The organism is Photobacterium chitinilyticum, assembly GCF_004104355.1.
In the GTDB taxonomy this organism is placed as follows: domain Bacteria; phylum Pseudomonadota; class Gammaproteobacteria; order Enterobacterales; family Vibrionaceae; genus Photobacterium; species Photobacterium chitinilyticum.
The window spans coordinates 1,134,627-1,149,773 of sequence record NZ_RJLM01000001.1; the positions used below are offsets into that span (position 1 = coordinate 1,134,627).

At 43.6% G+C, this 15,147-nt stretch carries 13 protein-coding genes; 5 read left to right on the forward strand and 8 right to left on the reverse strand.

Features of this window, described 5'->3' with window-relative positions; translation table 11 throughout:
* Positions 1 to 2 precede the first annotated feature (2 nt).
* The 4 genes from EDI28_RS04860 to EDI28_RS04875 all read right to left on the reverse strand — a co-directional run bounded on the left by EDI28_RS04860 (position 3) and on the right by EDI28_RS04875 (position 2,273).
* Complete coding sequence (locus EDI28_RS04860; protein WP_128782679.1) at positions 3 to 404, reverse strand: curli assembly protein CsgF; 402 nt, start codon at positions 402 to 404, stop codon at positions 3 to 5.
* An 11-nt stretch (positions 405 to 415) separates the two neighbouring features.
* Positions 416 to 871 (reverse strand): curli production assembly/transport protein CsgE, encoded by a 456-nt coding sequence (locus EDI28_RS04865; RefSeq protein WP_128782680.1) that lies wholly within the window; start codon positions 869 to 871, stop codon positions 416 to 418.
* The gene (locus tag EDI28_RS04870) at positions 868 to 1,530 is read right to left on the reverse strand and encodes a LuxR C-terminal-related transcriptional regulator (RefSeq protein ID WP_128782681.1); all 663 of its coding nucleotides are present in this window, start codon (positions 1,528 to 1,530) and stop codon (positions 868 to 870) included. The genes EDI28_RS04865 and EDI28_RS04870 overlap by 4 nt, the downstream gene beginning before the upstream one ends.
* A 386-nt stretch (positions 1,531 to 1,916) precedes the next feature.
* Positions 1,917 to 2,273, reverse strand: a complete 357-nt coding sequence (locus EDI28_RS04875) for a helix-turn-helix domain-containing protein (protein WP_128782991.1) — start codon at positions 2,271 to 2,273, stop codon at positions 1,917 to 1,919.
* 171 nt (positions 2,274 to 2,444) lie between these two features.
* On the opposite strand from EDI28_RS04875, the gene EDI28_RS04880 reads away from it, so the two are divergent.
* Complete coding sequence (locus tag EDI28_RS04880) at positions 2,445 to 2,837, forward strand: hypothetical protein (RefSeq protein WP_128782682.1); 393 nt, start codon at positions 2,445 to 2,447, stop codon at positions 2,835 to 2,837.
* Between the two features lie 96 nt (positions 2,838 to 2,933).
* Positions 2,934 to 3,377, forward strand: coding sequence for a DUF411 domain-containing protein (locus EDI28_RS04885; protein ID WP_128782683.1), 444 nt, complete (start codon positions 2,934 to 2,936; stop codon positions 3,375 to 3,377).
* 90 nt (positions 3,378 to 3,467) lie between these two features.
* Here EDI28_RS04885 and EDI28_RS04890 read toward each other — a convergent pair whose 3' ends face one another.
* On the reverse strand, positions 3,468 to 4,454 hold the full coding sequence (locus EDI28_RS04890) for a hypothetical protein (protein ID WP_128782684.1): 987 nt from the start codon (positions 4,452 to 4,454) through the stop codon (positions 3,468 to 3,470).
* A gap of 189 nt (positions 4,455 to 4,643) precedes the next feature.
* Between EDI28_RS04890 and EDI28_RS04895 the strand changes: the two genes are divergently transcribed.
* Positions 4,644 to 5,210: a hypothetical protein gene (locus EDI28_RS04895; protein ID WP_128782685.1), complete on the forward strand. Its 567-nt coding sequence runs from the start codon at positions 4,644 to 4,646 to the stop codon at positions 5,208 to 5,210.
* Positions 5,211 to 5,260: 50 nt separating this feature from the next.
* Here the strand turns inward: EDI28_RS04895 and EDI28_RS04900 are convergent, their stop codons facing one another.
* Positions 5,261 to 6,118, reverse strand: coding sequence for a PA4780 family RIO1-like protein kinase (locus tag EDI28_RS04900; protein WP_128782686.1), 858 nt, complete (start codon positions 6,116 to 6,118; stop codon positions 5,261 to 5,263).
* 149 nt (positions 6,119 to 6,267) lie between these two features.
* Here EDI28_RS04900 and EDI28_RS04905 point away from each other — a divergent pair, with 149 nt between their 5' ends.
* Together EDI28_RS04905 and EDI28_RS04910 are read left to right on the forward strand one after the other, a co-directional pair.
* Positions 6,268 to 6,963: a DUF2786 domain-containing protein gene (locus EDI28_RS04905; protein WP_128782687.1), complete on the forward strand. Its 696-nt coding sequence runs from the start codon at positions 6,268 to 6,270 to the stop codon at positions 6,961 to 6,963.
* 234 nt (positions 6,964 to 7,197) lie between these two features.
* Positions 7,198 to 8,502, forward strand: coding sequence for an inosine/guanosine kinase (locus tag EDI28_RS04910; RefSeq protein ID WP_128782688.1), 1,305 nt, complete (start codon positions 7,198 to 7,200; stop codon positions 8,500 to 8,502).
* Positions 8,503 to 8,688: 186 nt separating this feature from the next.
* Here EDI28_RS04910 and EDI28_RS04915 read toward each other — a convergent pair whose 3' ends face one another.
* Together EDI28_RS04915 and hrpA are read right to left on the reverse strand one after the other, a co-directional pair.
* Positions 8,689 to 10,773 carry a methyl-accepting chemotaxis protein gene (locus tag EDI28_RS04915; protein ID WP_128782689.1) on the reverse strand — a complete coding sequence of 695 codons (2,085 nt, stop codon included), beginning with the start codon at positions 10,771 to 10,773 and terminating at the stop codon, positions 8,689 to 8,691.
* Positions 10,774 to 11,205: 432 nt separating this feature from the next.
* Entirely contained in the window at positions 11,206 to 15,087 is a 3,882-nt protein-coding gene (hrpA, locus tag EDI28_RS04920) for an ATP-dependent RNA helicase HrpA (protein WP_438942782.1), read from the reverse strand.
* Positions 15,088 to 15,147 lie beyond the last annotated feature (60 nt).

A 15,147-nucleotide genomic window follows, 5' to 3' on the forward strand; every position in this document is an offset into this window, starting at 1 on the left:
CCCTATAAATCCGGTACCAGACCACTCACCTGAATTGTCGACGATTCACCTGTTTCTTTATCAGTTATTTGAATAACCAAACTACCGTTGTTATCAACAATGTTCAGTATGAAATCATTTGTAACAAGCTGACCAGTATTTCCGTTACCGACATCAGACAATAACTGACTTATCAAGCGAGACTCTAGACTGGCTGCCAAACGCTCCAAGTCTGACTGTTCATCAAGCAAACCATCATCCGGTGCTTTATGATCATTAATTGCATTGGCTACTCCCAACAAATGAGCACTGTTTAGTGGATTACCACCGAAGCTGGGATTAATCGGCGTATAGACCAGTTCTGACGCCGAGACCTTAGCCGATATTGCTATCAGACAAGCTAAGGCGAGTATGCTCCCTTTCATGATTAGTCCTCTTATATTTCGTCATAATCAACATCAAAGGTATCTTTTAAATATCGCTCTATACGCCACCTCACGACATAAGAACTAACCGTTTTAATTGCATCATCCACCTTTGCTTCTATTTGATCTCGCCCAGGGGATACTGCCGTACGGTAGATAATTGCTTGTCGGTGAAGAACCGTAATAATGCTTCCCGACAGAGCTGTAGGGCGCTCTTTTACTGTAAGGTTCTCTTCCAAATCTTCAAATTCATCATTTAACTTTTGAGAAAAGAGAGAATAAAAATCCTCTCCCAGCCGTGTCATGGTGCGATCTATCACCACACCACTAATTTCTTTCAAATCATCAAGAGTGCCATTTTTCTGTTCTAGTGGAGGGCCATTTTCGAGTGGTTTTCCTTCTTCAGCCTCCACTAAATATGCCGGTAACAACAACACTGGAAATAGTGCGATAATTACTAGCTTCATAATGGCAAGTCATTGTAATGATTGTTTTTTGCCCACATAAAAGCCTGCATCCTGTTCTTGACATTGATCTTTTTAAACACGTTATACAGATGCGTCTTTACAGTGTTCTCGCTGACAAATAATGTTTCAGCTATTTGGACATTTGATGCGCCTAACACAAGCAACTGCATTATTTCTTTTTCTCTTGTCGTTAGGTTCGCCGTCGATTTCGCGACAATGGCATCCTTATTTCGGTACGAAGCAATAAGATCATTAGTAAGCTTGCGGCTTAACCACAACTCTCCTTCAAGTACTTTCTTCATTCCTTTGGCAACAACATTCATGCCATCCCCAGCAAAAAAAACCCCAACCATATTTGGCCATTTTGCTATGACATTAACAGCAACATTGTTTGGTGAGTTAATTAATACTTCGTTACCACTTACCGACTTTTCAATAAGAAATTTAATATACAAATCTAATGACTCATCATCAATATGTGTGTTATCAATGATAATGAGTACGGAGCTCTTAGATGGGATAGCCAATCCAGACAAACCCTCAATCGTGCTCATTTTTATAGAGATATCCAGTGATTTCTCAAGGTAATCTCTAAATAGTGAGGATTGTAAACTGGAATCACAGATGAAAATTAAATCATTATATTTATTGCAAGCCATCTTAATATTCCCTTACTATAAATATCTTATTACTAAGACTTTTTAAATCTAGAACATAGTGTTAAAACATCAAGACGCCAAAAGAAAATATTCATGATTTTAACCATAACCGTCTAATGTTTAAGGACATTTATTATTCTTAATATTAATAATCAAACTCATGCTTTTTCAGCACTTGGAGTTTAATTATTAAATTTATCAAAAAGCATCTACTAAAAAAGTTGTATTATTTATATTTAAGACTAACTAAAAGTCTAAACAACAATAATCTTGATTAAGATTACAAAGGGATTAATGAGGGATAAGAGTTACCTTGCACGAGTAGTGCAAGGCTTTGATTATAACGGGGCTTTTGGTATGAAAGGTATTATTATGACAAAACAATCTCAATATGTTTGAACATTATGTTCATATTCAACAATAATCTGGTTTCCGCTATACCTAACATTCTTGATGTTGCCATCAACGATGTAGGTATTAGTCAGCATCACTGAATTTGGTAACGTTCCACCAACTTGCCGTCTCAACGATGGTAACGTTATTGCAGGGTCAACACCGATATAATCGCAAAACTGGTTGACAAAACTGTGCTCTAGCGGCACCTGACCCCGTAAAATATCTGAAAACACCAACTGGCTGAGCCCAAGCCTCTTTGCCATCTCAATTTGGGTCACCCGCATCTTTGCCTTATAGCTCATCCATGTGTCGTGTAATACTTGTCGGTCTTTTTCTGTGTACTGCATACCCATAAACCTTCGCGTCATTTTATCTTTATCCTTTGATTAAAACTCAAATACCAAAGGCAAATGTCAGAACAACGTTAAGGTTAAGAAATCAACCGCAAAACTTTGACTACAAACAAAACATAGATATACTCACAGTGTTGGTTTACTTGTTTAAGTTATAGGTAGTGCATGCAACGGCTGCAGCAGATCGTTTCAAAAATCATGATGCTTGCAATGCTATTCACAGTGCTTACATCATCTGTGAGTGCTGATTCAACCTACAGGAAGGCACAACCAACAAGTGATAACTGTCGAATGACCTCGGCAATGTCATGCTGCGAAAAATTGGCTTCTCTTTCTCAAAGCTACGTTACAATGTGTAATGTTAACGAGATCGATGAGCATAACTCAACCCCAAGCTGCTGCATTGATCACGAGTGTCATGCCAACAACGTTCAGTTTGCAATTCTCTCTCATTCATCCCAAATATCTGTTCCTTCTACCGGTCAAGTATTTACCGAGCCTGTGGGTGAACGCCAATTCTTCTACGATGTGATTCTACGCCCACCTGTTTTGTCCTAAATGACCGAGCAAGCCACATTTAGTCCAGCTTGCTCAAAGCATTTCACGACATCTAATTCAATTGAATTTTTATCATTAGAAAAACAGGATTTATCAATGAAACTTAATCACATTATGGCCCTATCCCTACTGGTAACCAGCACATTCACAATCGCTGAAACGATTAAAGGAACTAACTACCAATCCCCTTCCTGTGGCTGCTGTAAAGACTGGGTAAAACACATGGAAGACAACGGCTTTGAACTGGACGTGGTACTTGAACAAGATATGACAGCCAAAAAAATTGAGCTGGGCATTCGTCCTGAGTACGCATCATGCCATACCGCAGAAATTCAAGGATATACTTTTGAAGGGCATGTCCCTGCAGAAGACATTCAGCGTTTCATCGACTCTAAGCCTTCTCGGATGATTGGTCTTGCCGTTCCTGGTATGCCGATGGGTTCACCAGGGATGGAATATAAAGATCAACAGGATCCATTCAACGTTGTTGCCTTTGATGAAAAAGGGAAAACGATGGTATGGGCTCGTCATAATCAATAAGCCTTAACCAAGATATATAACCAACAATCACTAGATAGTGAATTAACTATATTTCGGGCAGAAAAGATACCCTCTTCTGCCCGTTTCTAGCTAAGCTATCCTTCCAAACAGAGCTCGATTAGGGTCTTCATTCATTGCCCACTCACAATCTGTCTCACGTTTATCTAAATACACTTGTATCCCATTGAAATAAGTAAAGGCCACAAGTTCTGATTCTTGCGTGAAGTACTCAAAGAAAGCATCCTCATGTTCAGCAAGTTGACTTAACGTTGAAATTCCTTCTTTCAGCACCCATTGAATCGCATGAGGCGAAATCATGGTGCGGCTCAGTATCAACTCTGTAATTTCAGACACTGCCACATCAATACCTAACGCAGGCTTAGTCTCTTCCCTTGACTGTGCACTCTCTTCTGCCAACATCACTTTCAAACTGACTATACTTGCTTCCCGCTCTTCTGCAGAATAACCATATGTCGTTTTGGCAAACCGAAGAGCATATGCCAAGCGGTTACGACCAACAACTTCTACCACATCTTCAAGATATGGCTGAGGGATATTATACGCCTTGGCCAGCTGTACAACGGCCTGCACCAAACTGGGGTAAATTATGCCGTTAAATTCAACCTGAAAACTACTTGTTATACCCATAACAGGTAAACCATCAATAGTCAGTGGCCAGCCGGAATAATTGACACGGTACTTGGCAATCTCAAACATTTTCCAAGCACTTTCTCGAAAACCTTCAAGGGCTTTTCCCTCAAACTCTGAATCCTCAAGTTCCTCTTTTGTCCAATTCGCGCCAATTTGCAGGTGTTTCTCATACTTGCGATGCAGCTTCTCTTTCACTTTATCGCGTAGCAAATCCAAACCACTAACCTTTATTGAATGACAAAAGGTATAGCATTCCTGACAGCACGGTACCATTATCGGCAGTTGCTGCCGATCGTAGTTTGGTGATGCCATAAATGAATAAGACTCATAGTAAGGCTCGCCACAAAACCAGCATGTATGACGATACTCGAAAGGAACATCAATTGATTGGTAACCAGATGATTGAACACTACTTTTATTATTCATTATTCAATAACTTAAATATTAATCAGCCTGCTTCATTCGCAATGCTGTAGAAACTATTACTTCTAATTACAACACATTAATGGTCATTTGGGGGAATGCTTTTGACATTAAGGCGTTTACCAGTATGATTCGACATCGTTAAATGGTTTCAGTGAGCTAGCATAGGCTCAAAAAAAAAGAGCTTAAATAATGATTAGAGAAAATACCTTAACTGCCGCTAACAATTGGACAAAGCCCTTCGTATCAGAAGTCGCAGAAGTATTAAATTTGTTGCGTGAAAATGGTTATGAATCAGCAGCTTTGGTGAAGTTAACCGGTTTGTCGGAAGGAAAGCTTTGCGACTGGACAGCCCGCTATAAAAGGGAACCTGATGAAATATCGACAATTCCGTACCCATGCTGGTGTTTTCTTCTCGGACTAGTTGGCCATCCAAACATTCAAAATAATGGCCAGCCCTACCCCGTCGATGCCCGTAAGGTCATGCGCGCATTTAAACCTGACGCATTCTTACCCGCGAATAAATTTGTTAAACCAACAGCAAAGCAACTACGTAGGATTATTGGTGAGGAGACATTTACAAAATTGTCAGCCGATGATTTAGCCGGTATTTTCAATTGGAAGCCAGGGCAGTTTCAGGACAACCTAGACAAAGGTAATCTCCCTTTCTTAAACTGGTGCCTTATTCTGATGTTTATGGGTTTCAATATCCAAAAAATGATCTTAACTGATCTCGATTCAGAACTAATCCTAGGTTAGATTATCTATTTACCGCGCCATAAATTTACGTTTAGGGCGCGGGTATTAAACTAGTCTAATGTTTGAGCCTCAAGCAAACGTTCTTTACGCAGCCTCTCAGCTTCCATCACCGCATTGATCTCTTCCATCAGACCATCGACATCCGCTTTTTCCGTACTCTCATCAAATTCACCGGTCAGCTCAGTATCAGGCGTGAGCTCTCCCGCTTCAAACAATGCCCACATCTCTTTTGCATACTGGGTACCCAGTAATTCCGGTGCATACTGGCCATAATATACGGTCATATTATTAACATCACGCTCAAGCATCCACTTCGCATTATTATTCGCGGCAGCATCGACTGCTTGAGGCAAATCGATGATAACGGGGCCTGATTCATCAACCAGCACGTTGAACTCAGACAAGTCACCATGAATCAAACCAGCACAAAGCATTCGAGTTACAAACTGAATAATAATTTCATGACCTTTCAAGGCCTGTTCAGCCGTCAGGTTGACATCATTTAGGCGCGGAGCAACCATACCTTCGCCGTCAGTTACCAGTTCCATCAACAATACACCATCAAAACAACCATAAGGTTGCGGCACACGCACGCCAGCACTCGCAAGTGCATACAGTGCATCTACCTCGGCACTTTGCCAAACTTTTTCTTGCTCATCCCGGCCAAATTTGGAGCCTTTTTCCATCGCACGAGCACGGCGACTATTACGTACTTTCCGGCCTTCTCGATATTGCACTGCTTGTTTAAAACTGCGCTTATCTGCTTCTTTGTAAACTTTGGCACACCGAATATCGTCACCACAGCGCACAACGTACACTGACGCCTCTTTACCACTCATCAATTGGCGTAGAACTTCGTCCACCAAACCATCATCAACCAAAGGTTGTATTCGCTTAGGTATTTTCATTGCGCCTTTATACATGACTTGGTAGTAAGATGGAATATCAGAACTAGCAGACTGCGATCCAAATGAGCTTCGTTTTACCACGTTGATAATTGTACTAACTCATATTAAGCGTTAAAATACGTGCCCCTTTTCTGAATGAGTGTGATTGGATGTCTGAACAGAAGCGAAAGGCGCTGAAGAAAATAGCTAAATGCCTAGAGCTGGGTAACTCTGCGAACGTCAATGAAGCCGCACAAGCGATCAAAATGGCACATCGTCTGATGCTCAAGTACGGTCTGGAACAAGACGATATTGAATTCATTCAGATGGGTAAAACCAAGTCTTCGACACTTCTGCCTACCGATATCAATCAACAGATCCTCAAAATTATCCGAGGGATCAATCGTCGGTTTGGTGTCGAATGCGTACTCACCAATTACAAGGGGCTGAAACAGGCCGAGTTCATCGGGGTTGCGGAACGTGCCATCTTTGCGGCTTTTGCTTTCGATGTTGTTTATCGCGAAATGAACCAACAAACAGGCCAGTTCCGTAACAGTTTTGCAGGTACCGGTACCAGCTCCGCGGAAGTAACTCGTCGTGTTGGTTCATTCCTGGCGGGTTGGATTGAAGGGGCACTTGAGAAACTTCCCGAACTCAATACCGATGATGACCATGACAAGCGCATGAGTAATTATATTGATAAAGAGTTTGAGAACATCGACCGAGAAACCTTCAAAAAACAGCTGCAGGAAGCAATGAAAGCACTTACCGACGATTATGAAAAAGGCATGAAAAGGGGGCGCTCTATTTCGGTAAACCGTCCTGTCGGCGGTAACAGAGCTCATGATCCCAAACTACTGGGATAACTTAAAACACACAGTTATACAGCTGCGCTCAAATGCAGCTGTCTTTGATTTTCTTGAAGATTAATCCACATAGCAACAATGGCTTATACACCTTAATGGTTACTCGCTCTTCTTTTGCGTTCAAAAAAGAAGCAAAAGAATCAAATTCTTCATCAACCTGTAATGAAGTGGGATGTAAATCGCATTTTTGTGATAGAATGAAACAAAATCCCCTAAAACCGATAGCCTTCACACATGAAATTCCCTGGTCAGCGTAAATCAAAGCATTACTTTCCAGTTAATGCCCGCGATCCATTAGTTGCTCAAATTCAGCAAGAAAATCCGCTATCTCGAACCCACTTAGTTGGTGTCGGTCAAACCATTGTTGATATTGAAGCGCGTATTGACGATGACTTTCTGCAGCGTCACTCTCTAAGTAAAGGCCACTCATTGGTTCTTGACGAAGATAAAGCAGAACTGCTTTACCAGGAGCTAAAAGAGCGCAATCTGATCAGCCATGAATACCCAGGCGATACCATCGGTAACACTCTGCACAACTACTCCGTACTGGCTGACGATAAGTCGATCCTGCTAGGTGTGATGAGTCAAGATTTAAAAATCGGTTCTTATGCTTACCGTTACCTGTGCAACACATCATGCCGGATGGATCTTGATTATTTGCAACCTGTTGATGGTCCTATCGGTCGTTGCTATACCCTAATCACCGAAGACGGCGAACGTACGTTTGCTATCAATGAAGGTGAAATGAACCAGCTTAACCCGGAAAACATCCCTGAATGCGCGTTTGAAAACGCTTCCGCGTTAGTGCTTTCATCGTACCTTGTGCGCGGCAAGCCTGGCGCACCAATGAAAGAATCGGCGCTAAAAGCTATCGAGCACGCCAAGAAATACAACGTGCCGGTTGTTCTGACCTTGGGTACCAAATACGTTATAGAAGGTTTGCAGGAATGGTGGATCGAGTTTCTAAAAGAACACGTAACCTGTGTTGCGATGAATGAAGAAGAAGCCGAAGCCCTGACCGGTGAAAAAGACCCTCTGATTGCTGCTGACAAAGCTCTTGAGTGGGTTGATATGGTACTTTGTACCGCAGGTCCTGTTGGCTTGTACATGGCCGGATATACCGACGAAACACTAAAGCGTGAATCGACGCTGCCGTTACTGCCGGGCCGTATCGCCGATTTTAACAAGTTTGAGTTTAGCCGTCCGATGGTAAAATCAGCTTGCGAGAACCCTATTCGAGTCTATTCTCACATTGCGCCATACCTTGGCGGACCGGTTGAGATCAAAAATACCAACGGTGCTGGTGATGCTGCATTGTCTGCTCTTCTGCACGATATGTCTGCAAACCGTTACCACAAAGAGAATGTACCGAACTCAGGCAAGCATACTGGTCAATTCTTGACGTATTCATCATTCTCTCAGATTTGCCAGTACTCTAACCGAGTCAGTTACGAAGTTCTAACTCAACATGCTCCGCGACTATCCCGCGGGCTACCAGAACGTGAAGACTGCCTGGAAGAGGCATACTGGGAGCGTTAATTCGCAGCAATAACAATATGTAGCTGTAACAATATTGAAAACGGAGCCTCATGGCTCCGTTTTTATATCCAAGAAAAATCAATAAACTACTGACACACTTTCGCCGAGCGGCCTCAAACAATAATTCGAGGCCGCTCCTAATGCCACTTAACGATCACTTAAGATCCTTAACTGATCAACATGATTCTAATACCGGAAGAAATTGATTTTGTCACTGACATCATTCGTGTAACCAGCAACTCGGTTACTCTCTTCCTGCGCCATCTGCGAACCTCTCCCGATATTTTCTGCCGCTTCATTAATAGCGACAATGCTACGGTTTACTTCCTCGGTAACAGCAGCTTGTTCTTCGGCAGCACTCGCAATCTGATGTGCCATATCCTGGATCTTGCCACTTTGTACGCTCACTTCTTCAAGAGCTTTCACAGCCTCTTCTGCATGAGACATGCACTTATCACTCAACCCCCGATTTATCTTCATCGTATCAACGGCTTGCTTACTGCTTGTCCGCAGACCATTAATCATTTGCTGAATTTCATCTGTAGAGTCTGCCGTTTTGGTTGCTAAATTGCGCACTTCATCAGCCACTACGGCAAAACCTCGGCCTTGCGCACCAGCACGGGCAGCTTCAATCGCAGCATTCAATGCAAGCAGATTTGTTTGCTCGGAGATATTTCGGATCACCTCCAAAATACTACCAATGTTATTGGTTTGAACTTCTAACTCTTCAATCACTTGCGTTGCCTCAACAACATTCTTCGCAAGTTCACGCAAGCCTTCCGCATTTTCTCCAACAACATCCTGCCCTTGAGCGACCGATTGTTGGGTTAGAGACACCGCATCAGCCGTTTCCTGTGCATTGTCTGAGACACTATGAGCCGTCGATGACATCTCATTGGTTGCTGCGACAACTTGCTCAATCTCCAAACTCTGAGCCATTATCTGCGCTTGGCTCTGCGTCGCTGCCTCTGCTGTCGCCACTACACTCTGCGAGAGCGAACCAACGGAACCGGCCACATCCGTCACAATGCCTCGTACATCGGAAATGAAGGTATTCAAGTGGCTAGCCAACTGACCCGTTTCATCTTTGCGAACAATATCGATATGTTGTGTTAAGTCACCACCAGACTGAGTCAACGCCTTAACACGTGCAACCAACACGCTAATTGGAGAAGCGATTGATAGCGATACAAACCACATCATCACTAAGCCAAGCAAAGCCGAGATAAAACCGACGACCATTTGCCCAGTCAGATTACTTGAGAAATGTCCAACAACGGTATCAACAATAGCTTGGGCATTCGCTAAAGCTATCTCCTGAGGCGCAACAACAATCACTTCCCATTCCGTATTAGTGCCTACGGTCTCAAAGCTCTCGGCAGCAATCAAGTTACTACCAGACGTTACCGTTTCACCAAGGCGACGATCCGTGATCAACGCTTGCAAAGAAGTATCTGATAGCATCTTGCCGATATTACCAGGCTCGGCACTGTCCGCACCGACAATCCCTAGCGCACTTAAAATAATCACCCGCGAGTGACCTGATATCAAATTTTGACTGGCACTTGACGCCAACGACTGTAGGAAATCAAGCGAATAATCGACACCGAACATTCCTGCGAACTTGCCGTCACGCAAAACAGGCGCAACAAATGAGCTCATCAAAGTTGATACGCCCTGAATCTCATAACTTGCAGGATCTATCACACAAGCCTGCTTCGTTTCCATTGGGCATAAATACCATTCAGACTCACGGATCCCAGTATTGGTCAGGCGAGTTGAATAAAAAGGAAATGTTGCTTCCACATCTACTTCGCCAGAAGGAGAGCGGTTAAAGTATGGACTAAATTCACCATTTGACTGGGCTAGTTCCGTTCCCTTATAACGGCTTGCTTGACCGTCAAATCCATTGACTTCCCAACCACTGTAAATACCAATAATATTTGGCGTGTTCTTGATAGTATTCTCTAGTAATTGAGTAACACTATGACGCGATATATTTGGATCTTCGCCACTGAAAGCTGAGGAATAACTGGTTGCAACTTCCATTGCCTGATTGAAAACAACATTGATTTTTCCAGCTTCTACTTGAGCTGACAAACTTAGTTGTTCTTTTAAGCCCGTTTCAGCATCATGTAATACTAACTCATCCAACTCTTGCATGAGTTTATCACCGTTATAATAACTGTAACCAAGCATTGCTATAGTTACCGCGAGCAAACTAGCTCCGCCAAACAACATGATCTGTTGCTTAATACTCGAAAACTGCATAGGAATCCCTTTACTACATTTTCCTCTTCAATCACCGAATAGAGAAACTATCAAATTTGATAACGTCACTACCCTAGCCAAGCTATTGACCACATAGAAGAATTTGTAAATAACTTAAATACAGAAGTTAATTTCTATAACCATAATATTTGTAAGGGAGGAACCTAGCATACGCCACTGTCGCATACAAAATACTTTAATTAAAACTATGGCACAGAAAGCACAAATATTTTCCAATATTCCTTATAGCAATATATAAGCGCTAATATAAAAATAATTAAACAGCTAAATATAACAAAAAGCTTCAAAGAAATAACAGCCAAAATACCAACCACATATTAAGTCTTATATTAACACTCTCCTCTTTCGGCTCTATCCCGATACAAAAAACGGAGCCTGAGCTCCGTTTTTTTCAATGATGAGTTTAATTAATCAGCATTCTGCAATCGCATTTCTTACCCGCTTATCCGAAACTGGATAAGGTGTACCAAGCTGTTGCGCAAAATAACTTACGCGCAACTCTTCAATCATCCAGCGAATGTCTTTCACTTTCTGCGGTACTGGCTGCCCTTTCGGGATCTTATTCAATAGCTCTTTATAGTCTGAGACTACTGATTCAACCTTAAGAATGTGCACTCGATCTTTATTTGGATCAATTGGCAACTTCTCCATTCGACGTTCAATCGCCTTCATGTAACGCAAAATATCAGGCAGTCGCTTCCAGCCACATTCTGTTGCGAAGCCTTTGAATATCAAGCCGTCAATCTGTGCTTTAATGTCTGACAAAGCAAAAGCCATTGTTAAATCAACACGACCTTTCAAGCGTTTGCTAATAGTAAATGCCGTGGTCAAGATAGCTTCGACTTGTTTGGCAATCTCTACTACCGTATCGCCCAGCTCACCACGAATATGCTCTTTCAACGCTTCAAACGATTCAGGCTCCCATACCAAACCGCCCTTCTCTTCGATCAGCTTATCAATACCGCAGGCAATACAGTCATCAATCAGATCCAGCACTCGACCATATGGGTTGAAATACAAACCCAACTTAGACTTATTCGGTAAATTCGCATGCAGATACTTAATTGGCGACGGTACATTCAACAATACCAAACGACGCTGACCTTGCTGCATTGCTGTCTGCTGCTCTTCTTCTGTTTCAAACAGCTTAATGCCAACAGAATCCTTGTTATCAACAATCGCCGGATAGGCTTTCACTTCAAAGCCACCACGCTTTTGTTGATAACGCTCTGGCAACTTACCAAAGCTCCATGTCTTCAGGCCTTCCTGCTCAATGTCATCGTCGGCGACCTGAGACAACGTCTCCTGTACTTTCTCCTTCAATCCATCTTTCAGGCTGTATAGGTCTTTGCTTTCTTTCAACTTACGATTGCGGTGGTCGACTACACGATAAGTTATCTTTAAGTGATCAGAAACTTGCTCCAGATTCCAGTCTTCACGCAAAACGGTAACACCGGAAATACGCTTCAGCTCTTTTTCCAGTGAATCCAACAATGGCATTGCCATTGCTTCTGCCCTAGCTAAGAATGCATCCGCATAGTTCGGTGCCGGAACAAAGTTACGACGAACTGGTTTGGGTAGTGATTTGATCAGTGCAACAATTAGCTCGTGTCGCAGGCCTGGGATCTGCCAGTCAAATCCATCAGGCTCTACCTGATTAAGAATTGGCAACGGAACATGCACAGTGACACCGTCACTATCATCGCCCGGCTCAAACTGATAACTAAGCTTGAGCTTCAGGTTTTCCTGATGCCAGAAGTTTGGATAATCCAAATCGGTAACATGACTGGCGTCTCCCTTGAACAACATTTCACGTTCAAAGTTCAGCAGATCTTTGTTTTCGCGGCTCGCTTTCTTCCACCAGCTATCAAAGTGACGTCCTGAAACCACGGTGAGGTCAATACGCTGATCATAAAATTCAAACAGCGCATCATCGTCAATCAGAATATCACGACGACGTGATTTATGTTCAAGCTCTTCAATTTCCCGCAACAACTTACGGTTTTGGTGATAGAACTTATGCTTGGTTTCCCAATCACCCTCAACAAGGGCGGAACGAATGAAAATATCACGCGAAAGCTGCGCATCAATCGCACCATAATTCACTTTACGCTTAGCAACAACAGGGATGCCATACAGGGTCACTTTCTCAAAAGCAGACACTGCCGCCTGCTTTTTCTCCCAATGTGGCTCGCTATAGCTACGCTTTATCAAGTGTCCGGCCAAAGGCTCAATCCACTCGGGCTGAATTTTAGCGGCAACGCGCCCCCATAGCTTGGAGGTTTCAACCAGTTCTGCAACCATCACCCATTTAGGCTGCTTCTTGAAAATACCGGAGCCCGGGAAAATATTAAAACGGGCATTACGAGCGCCTTGGTATTCATTTTTTTCCTGATCTTTCAAACCAATGTGCGAGAGCATTCCGGATAGCAGTGCCGTATGAACACCCGCATAACTGGCTTCCTGATCATTGATACGCAAATCGAGATCTCTAACAACCTGAGTAACCTGATAGTAAATATCTTGCCACTCGCGAATACGCAGGTAATTAAGGTAATCTTTCTTGCACTGTCTGCGGAACTGGTTCCCAGAAAGCGCTTTTTGCTGCTCCTGAACATAGTCCCACAGGTTAACGAAGGTGATGAAATCAGATTCTTTGTCGTAAAAACGACGATGTTTTTCATCCGATGCCTGCTTCTTCTCCATCGGACGCTCACGTGGGTCCTGAATCGACAGCGCACAGGCAATAATCATCACTTCACGCAATGCACCCTGCTTCGGCGCTTCAAGCACCATGCGGGCCAAACGAGGGTCAAGCGGCAAACGTGCCAGCTGGCGACCGATAACAGACAAGCGCTTGCGCGGATCGGTGGCCTTTGGATTAATTGCCCCCAGCTCTTCAAGCAGGCGGATACCATCTTGAATGTTGCGGTTATCTGGCGCTTCGACAAACGGGAATGCCTGAATATCACCCAGCCCGATGGCTGTCATCTGCAAAATAACCGAAGCAAGATTGGTTCGCAGGATCTCAGGATCAGTAAACTCAGGACGAGAAAGGAAGTCTTCTTCCGAGTAAAGGCGAATACAGATCCCTTCCTGAACACGGCCACAACGTCCCTTACGCTGATTCGCACTCGCTTGCGATACTGCTTCAATGGGCAGACGCTGTACTTTGGTTCGGTAACTGTAACGGCTGATACGAGCAGTACCCGGATCAATAACGTATTTGATCCCCGGTACGGTCAGAGACGTTTCGGCTACGTTGGTAGACAATATGATACGGCGTCCACTGTGTGACTGGAAAATCCGATTCTGTTCTCCAGCCGACAGACGGGCATACAACGGCAATACCTCGGTATCACGCAAGTTACGTTTTTGCAGAGCATCAGTCGTATCACGGATCTCACGCTCACCGTTCATGAAGATAAGGATGTCGCCTAACCCTTCGTCACACAGCTCGTCGACAGCATCGAAAATAGCCTGTAGCTGATCACGGTCGCTATCATCACCATCTTCCGATACCGGACGGTAACGCACTTCTACCGGATAGGTGCGACCTGATACTTCAACAATCGGCGCATTCTTGAAATGCTTTGAAAAACGTTCCGGGTCAATAGTTGCCGAGGTAATGATGACTTTGAGATCAGGACGCTTGGGCAGTAGCTCACGCAGGTAGCCGAGAATAAAGTCGATATTCAGGCTTCGCTCGTGGGCTTCATCGATAATAATGGTATCGTACTGGTTCAGATAACGGTCATTTTGGATTTCCGCCAGCAAGATGCCGTCGGTCATCAATTTGACCTGGCTGCGCTCCGACACCTTGTCGTTAAATCGAACTTTATAGCCGACATACGAGCCAAGCTCACACTGCAGCTCTTCGGCGATGCGGTTGGCAACAGTACGGGCAGCAAGGCGACGCGGCTGAGTATGGCCGATCATCCCTTTTGTGCCCAGTCCTAGCTCCATACAGATTTTTGGCAGCTGAGTGGTTTTACCCGAGCCGGTTTCACCCGCCACAATTACAACCTGATTGTTCTTGATAGCCTCGGCAATGTCGTCTTTTTTCTGACTGACCGGGAGCTGTTCCGGATAAGTGATTTTTGGGCGTTGGGTTTTACGCAATTCAACGGTTTGCATTGATTTTGCAATATCCAATGCTATTTCATCGAAAACAGCATGCTTGGCTTGCTCGTTTTTGATTCTTGCCGCACCTTGCACGCGCTTGTGCAGACGAAAACGATCGCGGATCATGCAATCTTTAATCGCGGCTTTTAACGTTTTCTCACTATTCAAAACGTCTGACTGAGAGGTATTCGACTGAGTCAAAGGAATTCCTGATATTTCAGCTTGGTA